At 72.9% G+C, this 13560-nt stretch carries 13 protein-coding genes; 6 read left to right on the top strand and 7 right to left on the bottom strand.

Annotated features, from left to right (window positions below):
• Positions 1-2: 2 nt before the first annotated feature.
• Complete coding sequence (gene ilvC, locus GA0070562_RS10815) at positions 3-1016, top strand: ketol-acid reductoisomerase (RefSeq protein ID WP_091419355.1); 1014 nt, start codon at positions 3-5, stop codon at positions 1014-1016.
• 315 nt (positions 1017-1331) lie between these two features.
• Positions 1332-2930, top strand: coding sequence for a phosphoglycerate dehydrogenase (gene serA / locus GA0070562_RS10820; protein ID WP_091419358.1), 1599 nt, complete (start codon positions 1332-1334; stop codon positions 2928-2930).
• A gap of 61 nt (positions 2931-2991) precedes the next feature.
• On the opposite strand, the gene GA0070562_RS10825 is transcribed toward serA, so the two are convergent.
• Positions 2992-3348 (bottom strand): hypothetical protein, encoded by a 357-nt coding sequence (locus GA0070562_RS10825; protein ID WP_175438698.1) that lies wholly within the window; start codon positions 3346-3348, stop codon positions 2992-2994.
• A gap of 310 nt (positions 3349-3658) precedes the next feature.
• The gene (locus GA0070562_RS10830) at positions 3659-4531 is read right to left on the bottom strand and encodes an FAD:protein FMN transferase (protein ID WP_091419363.1); all 873 of its coding nucleotides are present in this window, start codon (positions 4529-4531) and stop codon (positions 3659-3661) included.
• A gap of 218 nt (positions 4532-4749) precedes the next feature.
• Here GA0070562_RS10830 and GA0070562_RS10835 point away from each other — a divergent pair, with 218 nt between their 5' ends.
• Both GA0070562_RS10835 and GA0070562_RS10840 read left to right on the top strand, forming a co-directional pair.
• Positions 4750-5781 (top strand): 3-isopropylmalate dehydrogenase, encoded by a 1032-nt coding sequence (locus GA0070562_RS10835; protein ID WP_091419366.1) that lies wholly within the window; start codon positions 4750-4752, stop codon positions 5779-5781.
• Between the two features lie 188 nt (positions 5782-5969).
• Positions 5970-7064 carry a branched-chain amino acid aminotransferase gene (locus GA0070562_RS10840; RefSeq protein ID WP_091419369.1) on the top strand — a complete coding sequence of 365 codons (1095 nt, stop codon included), beginning with the start codon at positions 5970-5972 and terminating at the stop codon, positions 7062-7064.
• Positions 7065-7101: 37 nt separating this feature from the next.
• Here the strand turns inward: GA0070562_RS10840 and GA0070562_RS10845 are convergent, their stop codons facing one another.
• The 4 genes from GA0070562_RS10845 to GA0070562_RS10860 all read right to left on the bottom strand — a co-directional run bounded on the left by GA0070562_RS10845 (position 7102) and on the right by GA0070562_RS10860 (position 9661).
• Positions 7102-7857: a tyrosine-protein phosphatase gene (locus tag GA0070562_RS10845; protein ID WP_091419372.1), complete on the bottom strand. Its 756-nt coding sequence runs from the start codon at positions 7855-7857 to the stop codon at positions 7102-7104.
• Between the two features lie 51 nt (positions 7858-7908).
• Positions 7909-8373 carry a hypothetical protein gene (locus GA0070562_RS10850; RefSeq protein ID WP_091419374.1) on the bottom strand — a complete coding sequence of 155 codons (465 nt, stop codon included), beginning with the start codon at positions 8371-8373 and terminating at the stop codon, positions 7909-7911.
• A 195-nt stretch (positions 8374-8568) separates the two neighbouring features.
• Positions 8569-9099 carry an alkylhydroperoxidase, AhpD family gene (gene ahpD / locus GA0070562_RS10855; RefSeq protein ID WP_091419376.1) on the bottom strand — a complete coding sequence of 177 codons (531 nt, stop codon included), beginning with the start codon at positions 9097-9099 and terminating at the stop codon, positions 8569-8571.
• Position 9100: 1 nt separating this feature from the next.
• Entirely contained in the window at positions 9101-9661 is a 561-nt protein-coding gene (locus GA0070562_RS10860; RefSeq protein ID WP_091419379.1) for a peroxiredoxin, read from the bottom strand.
• A 314-nt stretch (positions 9662-9975) separates the two neighbouring features.
• Between GA0070562_RS10860 and cimA the strand changes: the two genes are divergently transcribed.
• Complete coding sequence (gene cimA, locus GA0070562_RS10865) at positions 9976-11574, top strand: citramalate synthase (protein ID WP_091419382.1); 1599 nt, start codon at positions 9976-9978, stop codon at positions 11572-11574.
• 1 nt (position 11575) lies between these two features.
• Here the strand turns inward: cimA and GA0070562_RS10870 are convergent, their stop codons facing one another.
• Positions 11576-12568, bottom strand: a complete 993-nt coding sequence (locus GA0070562_RS10870; protein WP_175438699.1) for an endonuclease/exonuclease/phosphatase family protein — start codon at positions 12566-12568, stop codon at positions 11576-11578.
• Positions 12569-12846: 278 nt separating this feature from the next.
• Between GA0070562_RS10870 and GA0070562_RS10875 the strand changes: the two genes are divergently transcribed.
• Positions 12847-13368 (top strand): hypothetical protein, encoded by a 522-nt coding sequence (locus tag GA0070562_RS10875; RefSeq protein ID WP_091419385.1) that lies wholly within the window; start codon positions 12847-12849, stop codon positions 13366-13368.
• Positions 13369-13560 lie beyond the last annotated feature (192 nt).

The following is a 13560-nucleotide window of genomic DNA, read 5'->3' on the forward strand; positions in this document are numbered from 1 at the left end:
CAATGAGCGTTGAGGTGTTCTACGACGACGACGCCGACCTGGGCCTGATCCAGGGCCGCAAGGTCGCCGTGATCGGGTACGGCAGCCAGGGCCACGCGCACGCGCTGTCGCTGCGCGACTCCGGCGTCGACGTGGTGATCGGTCTGCCCGCCGGGTCGAAGAGCCGGCCGAAGGCCGAGGAGCAGGGCCTGCGGGTGCTCACGCCCGCCGAGGCGGCGGCCGAGGCCGACGTGATCATGATCCTGGCGCCGGACACGGCGCAGCGTGGTCTCTACGCCGAGGCCATCGCGCCGAACCTGACCGCGGGCAAGGCGCTGTTCTTCGGGCACGGCTTCAACATCCGGTACGGCCTGATCAAGCCCCCGGCCGACGTGGACGTGGCGATGGTCGCCCCGAAGGGCCCCGGTCACCTGGTCCGGCGCCAGTACGTCGACGGCAAGGGCGTGCCCTGCCTGGTCGCGGTCGAGCAGGACCCCAGCGGCAACGCGTTCGGCCTGGCCCTGGCCTACGCCAAGGCGATCGGCGGCACCCGGGCCGGCGCGATCCGGACCACGTTCACCGAGGAGACCGAGACCGACCTGTTCGGCGAGCAGGCGGTGCTGTGCGGTGGCGCGGCGGCGCTGGTGCAGACCGGTTTCGAGGTGCTCACCGAGGCCGGCTACGCGCCCGAGGTGGCCTACTTCGAGTGCCTGCACGAGCTGAAGCTCATCGTCGACCTGATGTACGAGGGCGGCATCGCCCGGATGCGCTACAGCATCTCCGACACCGCCGAGTACGGCGACCTGTCCCGCGGCCCGCGCGTCATCGACTCGCGGGTCAAGGAGGAGATGCGCAAGATCCTCGGCGAGATCCAGTCCGGCGAGTTCGCCCGCGAGTGGGTGGCCGAGGACGAGGCCGGCCGGCCGAACTTCGCCAAGTGGCGGGCCGAGGGCGCGGCGCACCCGATCGAGGAGACCGGGCAGAAGCTGCGGGCCATGATGAGCTGGGTCGACCGGCCGATCACCGAGACCGCCTGAGCCTCCCCAAGTGCGGCCCGCGACCCGACGCTCTCCCCGGCGTCGGGCCGCGGGCCGCAGTCCGTTCACGTCCTGGGACACGGTGAGTAACGCCTCGTCCCGTACCGCCCCCGGTGAACGGGGGATGACAGGCGTGCGACGGGCCTGTGTGAGGGCCCTCACCCCGCAGTCCGGGACACGCCGGGCGGGCGGCCCCCTACCATCCTTGGTGTGGTGCCCGAGCGCACCCGACGGCCGTGGCACGGATCGGCGCAGGGCGCAGCGCGGCGTCCCGGCGCCCCAGGCCGAACCATTACCGAGCGTCTACGAGGACCGATGAATCCTGTCGTACTGATCGCCGAAGAACTCGCCCCCGCCGCCATTGAGGTGCTCGCGCACGACTTCGACGTGCGCCACGTGGACGGCACCGACCGCCCCGCTCTGCTCTCCGCCCTCTCCGAGGCCGACGCGGTGATCGTACGCAGCGCCACCCAGATCGACGCCGAGGCGATCGCCGCCGCGCCGCGGCTGAAGGTGGTCGCCCGGGCCGGCGTCGGCCTGGACAACGTCGAGGTGCCGGCCGCCACCGCGCGTGGCGTCATGGTCGTCAACGCGCCCACCTCGAACATCGTCTCCGCCGCCGAGCAGGCCGTCGCGCTGCTGCTCGCGGTCGCCCGCAACACCGCCAGCGCCAGCGCCGCGCTCAAGGCGGGGGAGTGGAAGCGGTCCAAGTACACCGGCGTCGAGATCCAGGGCAAGACCGTGGGCGTGGTCGGCCTCGGCCGCATCGGCGTGCTCTTCGCGCAGCGCATCGCCGCGTTCGGCACCCGGCTGATCGCGTACGACCCGTACATCCAGCCGGCCCGCGCCGCGCAGCTCGGCGTCCGCCTGGTCGGGCTGGAGGAGCTGCTGCGGGAGAGCGACTTCATCTCGATCCACCTGCCGAAGACGCCGGAGACGGTCGGCCTGATCGGCGAGAAGGAGCTGGCGATCGTCAAGCCGGGCGTCCGGATCGTCAACGCCGCCCGCGGCGGTCTGGTCGACGAGCAGGCGCTCGCCGACGCGATCGCGGAGGGCAGGGTCGCCGGCGCCGGCGTCGACGTGTACGCCAAGGAGCCGTGCACCTCCTCGCCGCTGTTCGCCTTCGACAACGTGGTGGCCACCCCGCACCTGGGCGCCTCCACCAACGAGGCGCAGGACAAGGCCGGTCTCGCGGTGGCCAAGAGCGTCAAGCTCGCGCTCCAGGGCGAGTTCGTCCCGGACGCGGTGAACGTGCAGGCCGGCGGCGTGGTCGCCGAGGACGTCCGCCCGCTGCTGCCGCTGGCCGAGCGGCTGGGTCGGGCGTTCACCGCCCTGGCCGGCGGGGTGGCCGCCAGCGTCACCGTCGAGGTGCGCGGTGAGATCGCCGCCCACGACGTGTCGGTGCTCAAGCTCGCCGCGACCAAGGGCCTGTTCAGCTCCGTGGTGGAGGAGCAGGTCACCTACGTCAACGCGCCGCACCTGGCCGCCGAGCGGGGCGTCGAGGTCACGCTCGCCACGCCGGGCGAGAGCGTCGACCACCCGAACCTGGTGACCGTGCGCGGGGCGCTGCCGGACGGGCGCACCGTCCGCGTCTCCGGCACCGTGGCGCACACCGGCACCCGGGACGTGTTCAAGCTGACCGAGGTGGACGGTTTCGACGTGGAGATCGGCGCGGAGGGCATCCTGGTCTTCCTGCGCTACGCCGACCGGCCCGGCGTGGTCGGCACCGTCGGCACGCTGCTCGGCGAGGCCGGCGTCAACATCGCCGCCATGCAGGTGGCCCGCCGCGAGGCCGGTGGCGAGACGCTGATGACGCTCACCGTCGACCAGGCGCTCGGCGCCGACCTGCTGACCTCCGCCGCCGACTCGATCGGCGCGGTCGCGGCCAGCGCGGCCGACCTGCGCGACGTGTAGTCCGAACAGGACACATCGGGGCCCGGCCGGATGCGGCCGGGCCCTTCGTCGTCCCGGTGGGTCAGGAACGGACGCGGGCCGGTGGCGGGTAGACCGAGCCGTCCTGCGCGTCGAAGAGCATCAGGTCGTGCTCGCCGGCCAGCCGCTCGATGTCCAGCAGGACCTGGTCCGGGCAGGCCGGATACAGGTTCATCTCGATGTGGTCGGCGGCCGTGTGCAGCGGCGCCACCTCCCACGGCGTACCGGGCCGGGCCGGGCGGTCCGGGTAGCTCGCCGTGATCGCCCGGTAGAAGGCGACGAGTCGCGGGTCGGGGTGCTGCTTGCCGTGCCAGCCGTCGCGGCACTGCTGCACGGCCGCCCGTACCTGCTCCGGTGTCGCCCCGTTCGGCAGGGCCCACACGCTCAGATCGAAACTCACGGCGGACAGCGTGCCATCCCGGGCCCGGCCCGTCACCTCTGCCCCACCGTGCGTTCACCGCTGATTGCCGACATCGTTCACCCGGCGTCCGCTGTGGAGACTCTTGCGTCGAGTTGCGTCGATTCGCTAGCGTACCGGTGCGGTTTCCGCTGAGTCGATCCCCGGCCCGTCTTCGGGTGGCGCGGTCGGGCGCCCGGCCCCTCGGCCCGCACCCCTCGATTGCGCGAGCCACGCGCACTCGTCGCTGACCGGCCCTCACGGTCGTTGCCGAGACCGTGGGGGCCGATCGCGCTCCGCGCCGAGCAGCAGGTCAGCGCCGGTGGTGCGCGAACAGGGGGCGGTAGTCCGCGTCGTGGCGGAACCAGGCCAGCCCCGCCGGTCCGGCGGCGTACAGGGCGGTGGCGTAGGCGTCGGCGACTGCGAGGTTCGGGCCGAGCACGGTGGCGGCCACCAGCCGGTCGGTCGGCTCGCCGGTGTGCGGGTCGACGACGTGTCCCCGCCGGCCGGTGACGCCGGAGGTACCGACCGCGCCCGTCGTCATCTCCAGCACCACCGGTGTCCGGCGGGTTTCGGTGGGATGGTGCACCGCGACGCGCCACGGCCCGCCGTGCGCCGCGTGTCCGCGTACCGTCAGGTCGGCGCCGCTGAGCACGGCGTAGTCGTGGATGCCGGCGGCGCGCAACCGCGCCGCGGCCCGCTCCACCGCCCAGCCACCGAGCAGGCCGCCCGGGTCGAAGCCGCCGGGCACGGCCCAGGCGTCGAACCAGCCGTCGGTGGCCGCACGCATCGCGGCGCAGAGGTCGATCAGGTCGGCCAGCGGGGGGTACGAGTCGGGGCTGATCTCGTCGCGGCGCAGCCGGGAGACGAGGCTGTCCGGCCGGTTCGGGCCGTAGGTGAGGTCGACGGCGCGCAGCTCGGCGACGGCGTCGCGCAGCGCCTCGCTCACGGCCCGGTGGCCGAACCACTCCGGCGCGTTGAGCAGCATGGTGTAGTCGGCGGTCGAGGTGGTGACGGTGTGGCGGACGCTGATCCGGCCGGACGCGGCGGCGCCGGACCGCTCGACGCGGTGGTTCGTGGCACCCAGATGCAGGTCCAGGCGGGCCGGGCGGAACGCGGACTGGTCGACCCAGCGGGTACGTGGCTGTTCGTCCGCCCAGTGGGTCCGCCGGTGCTCGATCCGCATGACACCTGCCCCCTCGATGGTCGCCGCCGCGTCGCGGCGGTGCCGGATTCCGGGCCCCCGTCGGCCCGTGACCCCGACCCTAAGCAGTGGAGATGACCGCACCATGAGTGTCGGCTGGGAGCCTCCTGTGATTCACCGTCCCGGATGTTGGAAGATTCGTACCGGGGGCCGGGACGGCGACGTACGGTTGCGCCTAACGACGAGACGAGGAGCCTCAGGTGGCACACATCGCGGTGGTGGCCGGCGACGGCATCGGACCCGAGGTGGTCGCGCAGGCCCGCAAGGTCCTCGACGCGGTGGTGCCCGGCATCGAGGCCACCGAGTACGACCTGGGCGCGGCGCGCTATCACCGTACCGGTGAGGTGCTGCCCGACTCCGTCCTCGACGAGCTGGCCAATCACGACGCCATCCTGCTCGGCGCGGTGGGCGACCCGACCGTGCCGCCGGGTGTGCTGGAGCGCGGTCTGCTGCTCAAGCTCCGGTTCGCCTTCGACCAGTACGTCAACCTGCGCCCGTCCCGGCTCTGGCCCGGTGTGGCCGGTCCGCTGGCCGCGGTCAAGCCCGGCGAGGTCGACCTCGTGGTGGTCCGTGAGGGCACCGAAGGGCTGTACGCGGGCGCCGGCGGCGCGCTGCACCGGGACACCCCGGCCGAGGTGGCCACCGAGGAGAGCCTGAACACCCGGCACGGCGTCGAGCGGGTGATCCGCGACGCGTTCGCCCGCGCCGCCCGCCGGGAGCGGCGCAAGGTCACGCTCGTGCACAAGACCAACGTGCTCACCCACGCCGGGTCGCTCTGGGCGCGCGCCTTCGCCGCGGTGGCCGCCGAGCACCCGGACGTGACCACGGAATACCAGCACATCGACGCAGCCGCGATGTTCCTGGTGACGAACCCGTCGCGGTACGACGTGGTGGTCACCGACAACCTCTTCGGCGACATCCTCACCGACATCGCCGCCGCCGTGACCGGTGGCATCGGGCTGGCGGCCAGCGGCTGCATCAACCCCGAGGGGCGCTACCCGTCGATGTTCGAGCCGGTGCACGGCTCGGCGCCGGACATCGCCGGCCAGGGCGTCGCCGACCCGGTCGCCGCCGTGCTGTCCGCCGCGCTGCTGCTGGACCAGCTCGGCCACCCCGACGCCGCCGCCCGGGTCACCGCCGCGGTCGGCACCGAGCTGGCCGGGCGTACGCCGGGGGCGCCGCTGCGCACCGAGGAAGTCGGCGACCGGCTCGCCGCGCTCTCCGTAGCCTGACCGGGCCGACCTTCCTGGCGGCCCGGTACCGGGCCGCCAGACCCGTCACCGGGCCCACCCGACCGTCCGGCGCGTCGCATCCGCCGGGGCGGAGCTATCCGCTGAACGACCGTTCGGGGTAAGTTTCTGGCACCAGTGACGTCGGCGTGCGATCCCGCATGCCGTCAACCCGCAGGGAGGTCAGCGCGATGAGCGGTGGTGACATGCTCGATTTCGAGATCCGTCCGAATCCCGCGCCGGTATCCGCCGCCGACCGGGCCGCCCTGCTGGCGAACCCGGGCTTCGGCCGGGTGTTCACCGATCACATGGTCACCATCCGCTACGCCGAGGGCAAGGGCTGGTACGACGCCCGCCTGGAGGCGCGGGCGCCGATCCCGATGGACCCGGCCGCGGCGGTGCTGCACTACGCGCAGGAGATCTTCGAAGGACTGAAGGCGTACCGCACCGGTGACGCGGTGACGATGTTCCGCCCGGAGGCCAACGCGGCCCGGTTCAACGCGTCCGCCCGCCGGCTGGCGATGCCGGAGCTGCCGGAGCAGACGTTCGTGGAGTCGCTGCGCAGCCTGGTCGAGATCGACCAGGCGTGGATCCCCGAGCACGAGGACGCCAGCCTCTACCTGCGTCCGTTCATGTTCGCCAGCGAGGTCTTCCTCGGTGTCCGGCCGGCGAACGAGTACCTCTACTGCGTGATCGCCTCGCCGGCCGGCGCGTACTTCGCCGGTGGCGTGAAGCCGGTGACGGTGTGGGTCTCGCCGGACTACACCCGGGCCGCACCCGGCGGCACCGGCGCGGCCAAGTGCGGCGGCAACTACGCCGCCTCGCTGGCGGCCCAGGCCGAGGCGATCGAGGCCGGGTGCGACCAGGTGGTGTTCCTGGACGCGGTGCAGCGGCGGTACGTCGACGAGCTGGGCGGCATGAACGTCTTCTTCGTCTACGACGACGGCAGCATCGTCACCCCGCCGCTGGGCGGCACGATCCTGCCGGGCATCACCCGCGACGCGATCCTCGCGCTGGCCGCCGAGGCCGGGCACGAGGTGCGGGAGGGGCCGGTCAGCTTCGCCGACTGGCAGGCGGACGCGGCGAGCGGGCGGCTGCGCGAGGTGTTCGCGTGCGGCACCGCCGCCGTGATCACCCCGATCGGCGGCGTGCGCTTCCCGGACGGCGAGTTCCTCATCGGCGGGGGCGAGCCGGGCCGGACCACCATGGCCCTGCGCCAGACGCTGGTGGACATCCAGCGCGGCCGCGCCGCCGACCCCCACGGCTGGGTGACCCGGGTCCTCTGACGGCCCGCACGCGGTGATCAAGGAGTTCGGTCCTTGATCACCGCTGGGCGGGCTCGTCCAGGAGGTGGGTGCGGAGGGACTCCAGCTGCGCCTCGGTGACGCCGGCGTGGGTCAGGTAGCCCTCGACGGAGCCGTAGCCGCCGCGCAGCTCGGCGAGGAACAGTTCCATCGCCTCGGCCGGGGAGGCCAGGAACGGCGGCGGCGGTTCCTCCGCGTCCGGCAGCGTGGCGCGTACCCACTCGGCGAAGCGCTGCGACGCGGCGCTGCTGAGGGCGTAGTCGGCGACCACGTCCTCGTCGGGCACCCCGAGCACCGCCAGCGTGAGCGCGCAGACGATGCCGGTGCGGTCCTTGCCGGCGACGCAGTGCACCACCACCGGGGCGTTGGCGCTGTCCGCGATCAACCCGACCGCCTCGGCGAGCCCGGCCGTGCCGGTCCGCGCCAGGTCGGCGTAGCGGTCGGCCAGGTAGCGGGCCAGGCTGACGCCGGAGGAGTCGAACCGGTTCGCGGCCCAGTCGGCGTGCTCGGGGTGGATGTGCCGGTAGGTCAGGCCGTCGTAGTCGGGCACCCGCCCGTCGCGTTCCACCTCGGACGGCCGGCGCAGGTCGATCACGGTACGGATGCCGAGCGCGGTGAACGCCGTCCGGTCGGTGTCGTCGATGCGGTGCAGCGAGTCGGAGCGGTAGAGCCGGCCGCGGCGGACGGTGCGCCCGTCGCGAGCGGCGTATCCGCCGACGTCGCGGAAGTTGAACAGGGCGGGGAAGGGGCTCTCCGGGGCGTCCACAGCTGACACGGTAACGGCCGGCGGGGCGTCAGCACGTCCCCGCCGGCCGTCGCCGAGGTGTCAGATGCGCGGCGGTACGTCCGGCGGCAGCGCCGAGTGGTTCTCGCCGTAGTAGCCGCCCAGCCGGTCCCGGTAGCCCGGGTCGGCGTGGCTGGACTCGTCGTACTCCGGGGCGGCCTTGATCTGGTCCTTCTCCCGGTCGACGTGCACGGTGCGGGCGTCGTGGTCGACGTGGTTCACGGTCCCGGCCGGGAGCATCACCTTCTTGCCGAAGACCCACGGCCCGGTGTCCACGACCAGGTAGCTGTCGTCCACCTCGTGGCTCGCCCGGTCGATCTTGCCGATGGCGCCGTCGGTGGCCTCGACCTTGTAGCCGGTCAGGTCGGCGCTCGCCACGCCCGCCTCGTCGCGGTAGCGCCACGGGTCGAAGGCGCCCGCCGGAGCGCCGCCGGCGACCGTGCCCCGGCCGTCGTCGAGGATCGGCTCGGTGCCGCCGTGCGTGGCGCGCGGGTCCAGTCCGTCCATGTGCCGCCTCCCGTCCCGAGGGCCGCGGCTGTCGCGGCGCCGTCATCAGTCGGGAGGGTTACCCACGCTGTCCGGGGGCCAACCGCCGAAGGGCCGGCGGACGGCCCGCAGACGCCGAGGCCGGCGCCACGCTGGTGACGCCGGCCCCTCGGGTCGTCGGCCCGCGCGGCGCCGGTCGGGCGCGCGGAGGGTGGATCAGGCCAGTGCGGCCTCCGCGTCCAGGGTCACCGCGGCGGCGTGTACGACGGCGGCGATCCGCAGCCCCTCGTGCACCTGCTCACGACTGAACCCGGCGGCGCGCAGCGTCTTCTCGTGCGACTCCAGGCAGACGCCGCAGCCGGTGATCGCCGAGACGGCGAGGCACCACAGCTCGAAGTCGGTCTTCTCCACGCCGGGGCGGGCGATGATCTGCATCCGCAGGCGGGCCGGCAGCGACGCGTACTGCTCGTCGCCGATCAGGTGCTTGGCCCGGTAGTAGACGTTGTTCATCGCCATGACCGCCGCCGCGCCCTTGGCCGCCTGGACCGCCTCGGGCGTGAGGTGACCGGCCGCCTCGGCGGCGATCTCCCGCAGCACCACCGGGTTGCGGGCCGCCACCGCGCAGGCCAGGGCGGTGCCCCACGCCTGCTCCGGCTTCAGCGTCGAGGTGGTGATGGTGGAGCCGAGGTTGAGCCGGATGTCCTTGGCGTACTCGGGCAGACCTGCCTTGATCACGTCCAGGCCCATGTCAGGCCCCGGCGCCGGCGAGGAGCGCGTTGGCGTCGAGCGTCGCGCCGCCGGAGTTCCAGTTGCACGGGCACAGCTCGTCGGTCTGGAGCGCGTCGAGCACCCGCAGCACCTCGGAGACGTTGCGGCCGACCGAACCGGCGGTCACCATGGCGAACTGGATCTCGTTGTTCGGGTCCACGATGAAGGTGGCCCGCTGCGCGACACCGTCGGAGCCGAGCACGCCGCAGGCGGAGGTCAGCTCACGCTTGATGTCGCTGAGCATCGGGAAGGGCAGCTCGCGCAGGTCCGGGTGGTCCTTGCGCCAGGCGTAGTGGACGAACTCGTTGTCGACGGAGACGCCGAGCACCTGGGCGTCCCGGTCGGCGAACTCGCCGTTGAGGCGGCCGAACTCGGCGATCTCGGTCGGGCAGATGAAGGTGAAGTCCTTCGGCCAGAAGAACACGACGCGCCACTGGCCCTCGTGGGACTTGTGGTTGATCGTCTCGAACGCCTTGTCGGCGTCGAGCGACACGCAGGCGGTGAGTTCGTACTCGGGGAAGTGGTCACCGACAGTGAGCACGGGTCCTCCTTGAGCGTGGCCCGGCAGCACCGCCGGGCCAGTAACTGGATCTGTTCAAGATTCTTCCGTAGGCCCGTTTGCGCTCGTGGCGGGCGTGCCCGGGTGTGAAGACGATCACCGGGCGGGTCGTCGTCCCGGAATATGGGTTACGCCTCCCAAAACCGGGGGCGGGGTGGCAGAGTACGGGTCGTGACCAGCTTCGTCCTGATCATTAGCAGCTAGCGCGCCGGCCCTTCCCTCGCCGAGCGCGCAGACCTCCCGCATCCGCGGGGGGTCTTTTTGTTTGCTCCCCAGGGCACGAGAAGAGGACTCCGATGACGTTCCAGGTGTACGACACGACGCTGCGCGACGGCGCGCAGCGCGAAGGGCTCACGTACTCGGTGGTCGACAAGCTGGCGGTGGCCCGCCTGCTGGACGACCTCGGAGTCGGCTTCATCGAGGGCGGCTGGCCGGGCGCGGTGCCCAAGGACACCGAGTTCTTCCGCCGCGCCCGTACCGAGTTGGAGCTGCGGCACGCGATCCTGGTCGCCTTCGGCGCCACCCGCAAGGCCGGCCTCGCGGTCGAGGACGACCCGCAGGTGCGCGGCCTGCTCGACGCGCAGACCCCGGCCGTGGCCCTGGTCGCCAAGGCGGACCTGCGGCACGTGGAGCGGGCGCTGCGCACCACCGCCGAGGAGAACCTCGCGATGATCCGCGACACCGTCTCGTACCTGGTGGCGCAGGGCCGGCGCGTCTTCGTCGACGGGGAGCACTGCTACGACGGGTTCCGCTTCGACCCGGGCTACACCTCCGCCGTGGCGGAGACCGCACTGGCCGCCGGCGCCGAGCGGTTCGTGCTCTGCGACACCAACGGCGGCATGCTGCCCTCCCAGGTCACCGCCGTGATCGAGGGACTGGTGGCGCGGACCGGGATCGCGCCGGAACGGCTCGGCATGCACGCGCAGAACGACACCGCCTGCGCGGTCGCGAACACGATCGCCGCGGTCGAGGCGGGCGTCCGGCACGTGCAGGGCACCGCCAACGGGTACGGCGAGCGCCCCGGCAACGCCGACATCTTCGCGATCGTCGCCAACCTCCAGCTCAAGCTGGGCATGCCCGTCCTACCGGAGGGCTGCCTGGAACAGATGGTGCGGGTCTCGCACGCCATCGCCGAGATCGCCAACATCGCCCCCGACACCCACCAGGCCTACGTCGGGGCCGCCGCCTTCGCTCACAAGGCCGGGCTGCACGCGAGCGCGATCAAGGTCGACCCGTTGCTCTACAACCACGTGGAACCCACTGTGGTGGGCAACGACATGCGGATCCTGGTGACCGAGATGGCCGGCCGGGCCAGCATCGAGCTCAAGAGCCGTGAGCTCGGTCTGGACCTGGCCGGCCATCCGGACACCCTGTCCCGGGTCACCGGGCGCGTGAAGGAACTGGAGGCCGACGGCTGGTCGTTCGAGGCCGCCGACGCCTCGTTCGAGCTGCTGGTCCGCTCCGAGCTGTCGGGCGCCGCGCCGGTCCGGCCGTTCGCGCTGGAGTCGTACCGGGTGATCGTCGAGCACCGCGAGGACGGCGCCGTGGTCTCCGAGGCCACAGTGAAGATTCGCGTACGAGGCGAGCGGGTGATCGCCACCGCCGAGGGCAACGGCCCGGTCAACGCGCTGGACGAGGCTCTGCGGGTGGGTCTGGCCCGCCACTACCCGGAGCTGCGCGAGTTCGAGCTGGCCGACTACAAGGTGCGCATCCTGGAGGGCAGCCACGGCACCGGCGCGGTCACGCGCGTGCTCGTGGAGACGGCCGGCGTCGGCCGCGACTGGACCACTGTGGGCGTGCACCCGAACGTGGTCGAGGCGAGCTGGCACGCCCTGGTCGACGCGCTCACCTACGGCCTGGACCGGGCCCGGGTGCCGGGCGGGACGGCGGCCTGACTCAGCCGGCGGGCAGGCGCAGCTCGGCCAGCAGCGCGCGGTGGTCGCTGCCCGGCACCGGGTGGGTGCCGGCGGCGTGCACCGCGATGCGCCGGTCCACGAGCACGTGGTCGATGGCGACCGGCGGGATCGGGTCGCCGTCGTACGGGCCCCAGGTGCCGCCGAACCCGGCCCCGGCCGCATCCGCCGCGTCGGTGTAGCCGGTGGCGATCAGGCGGCGCAGCGCCGCGTGGTCGAGCGTGGCGTTGAAGTCACCGGCCAGCACGCTCAGCCCGCCGTCCGGGGTGGCCGGTGGCTGGGCGCGCTGGTCGGTCCACCAGTCCGGCACCACGTCCGGGGCGTACGGCGCGGCCGGGTGCGCCGACTCCACCCGCAGCGGCGGCGCCCCCGGCACCGTCACCGTCGCGTACGCCTGGGTGAAGAAGAAGCCCTGGTTGCGCCGGTGACCGGCATCGCGCAGCGGGTGCCGGGCGTACACGCCGGAGCCGGTCGAGCCGACCTCGGGGCTCAGCGACCGGTGCGGCAGCAGCGTGGCCAGGCCGAGCCGGTCCAGCTCGGCCGCGAGCGCCGGGGTGAGTTCCTGCACCGTGAGCACGTCCACCCGCTGATCGCGGACCAGGCCGACCAGCGCCGCCGGGTCGGCCGAGCCGAGGCGCAGGTTGGCGGTGAGCAGCCGCAGCGTCGGCCCGGCGGCGGCGGGCCGGTCGCCGGGAATCGCGCGGGGCGCCACCGCGACGATCAGCGCCACCGCGGCGAGGGCCGCGACCACCGCCGGGGCGCGGCGCCGCAGGGCGAGCGCCGCCACCGCCACGACCGGGGCCACGGCGGCGACGTACGGCGTGAACGCGAACGCCAGCACCAGCGGACCGCGTTCCAGTCCGGTCAGGCGTACCAGCGCCCACGCGGCGACCGGCGCGACCGCGAGCCAGCACGCGACGGTGGCCGGGCGGCCGCCCCGGGTGCCGGCCCGGGGCAGTGGCGGCAGGGTGATCATGATGGTGAGGCTACCCGGAGCCGGGCGGACGCGACGTCCTCCGAAACAATTTCGCGAATTGTTCCTCGCAATTTTGGGGCAACTTCGAGGATCGGTCGGACACGCAATAACACTATTGACCACCTGCATTTTACGGTGCTAGGTTCCACCTGGTTGAGACGTCGCGACTCTCTGTAGTAAGGCCAGCTCACGAGTGGTGCGCTCCCGGCGGATACCCGATGATCCGCAATTTGACGCGCGCAGTCGCCGTATCACCACGGCCCACAAAGGGAGAACTCATGGCCACATTCTTCAAGCGAAAGGCGACGGTGGTGGCGCTCGCCGCGCTGTCGCTCAGCCTGGCCGGTGGCGGGATCGCCGCGGCCGCCCAGCCGGAGGCGAAGCCACAGCCCGGCGTCCGGCACTCCACGGCGCAGCCGCCGGTGACCGCCGTCGAGCGGCAGGCCGCCCGGACCGCGATGCGGGCCACCCTGGCCCCACCGGCCGCCGGCCAGGTCGCCTGGGCCGTCGTGGCGGCCAACGGGACGCTGTTGCAGCACTCCGGCAACGTGGTGTCCTCGTTCCGGTTCACCCCGGGCACCGGCGTGTCCGCCGGGCAGTACCAGGTGCTGCTGGACTACAACGTGTCCGCCAAGGCGTACGTGGCGACCATCGGCACGAACGACACGGCGAACGTGCCGCCCGCCGGTGAGGTGTCGGTCGCGCCTCGCACGCTGACCCCGAACGCGGTCTTCGTGCAGACCCGCAACTCCACCGGTGGCGCCGCCGACCGGCCGTTCCACCTGGTCATCGCCAACTGACCCGTCCGGCCCCGCACCGGTCCCCGCTCCGGCGGGGACCGGTGTCGTGTTCCGTGCCGGTCCGGCCGGTGCCGCGCCGGTTCGTGCCGTTCCCGCCCGATCGGGGAGATGGTGCCCGTCCGTTGAGGGAACGGCCGCCCAGGGGCCGATAATCCGACGTTTGTCGGCGGTCCGGCACGGGAAGCAAGCACC

This window comes from Micromonospora tulbaghiae, from assembly GCF_900091605.1.
Taxonomy (GTDB): domain Bacteria; phylum Actinomycetota; class Actinomycetes; order Mycobacteriales; family Micromonosporaceae; genus Micromonospora; species Micromonospora tulbaghiae.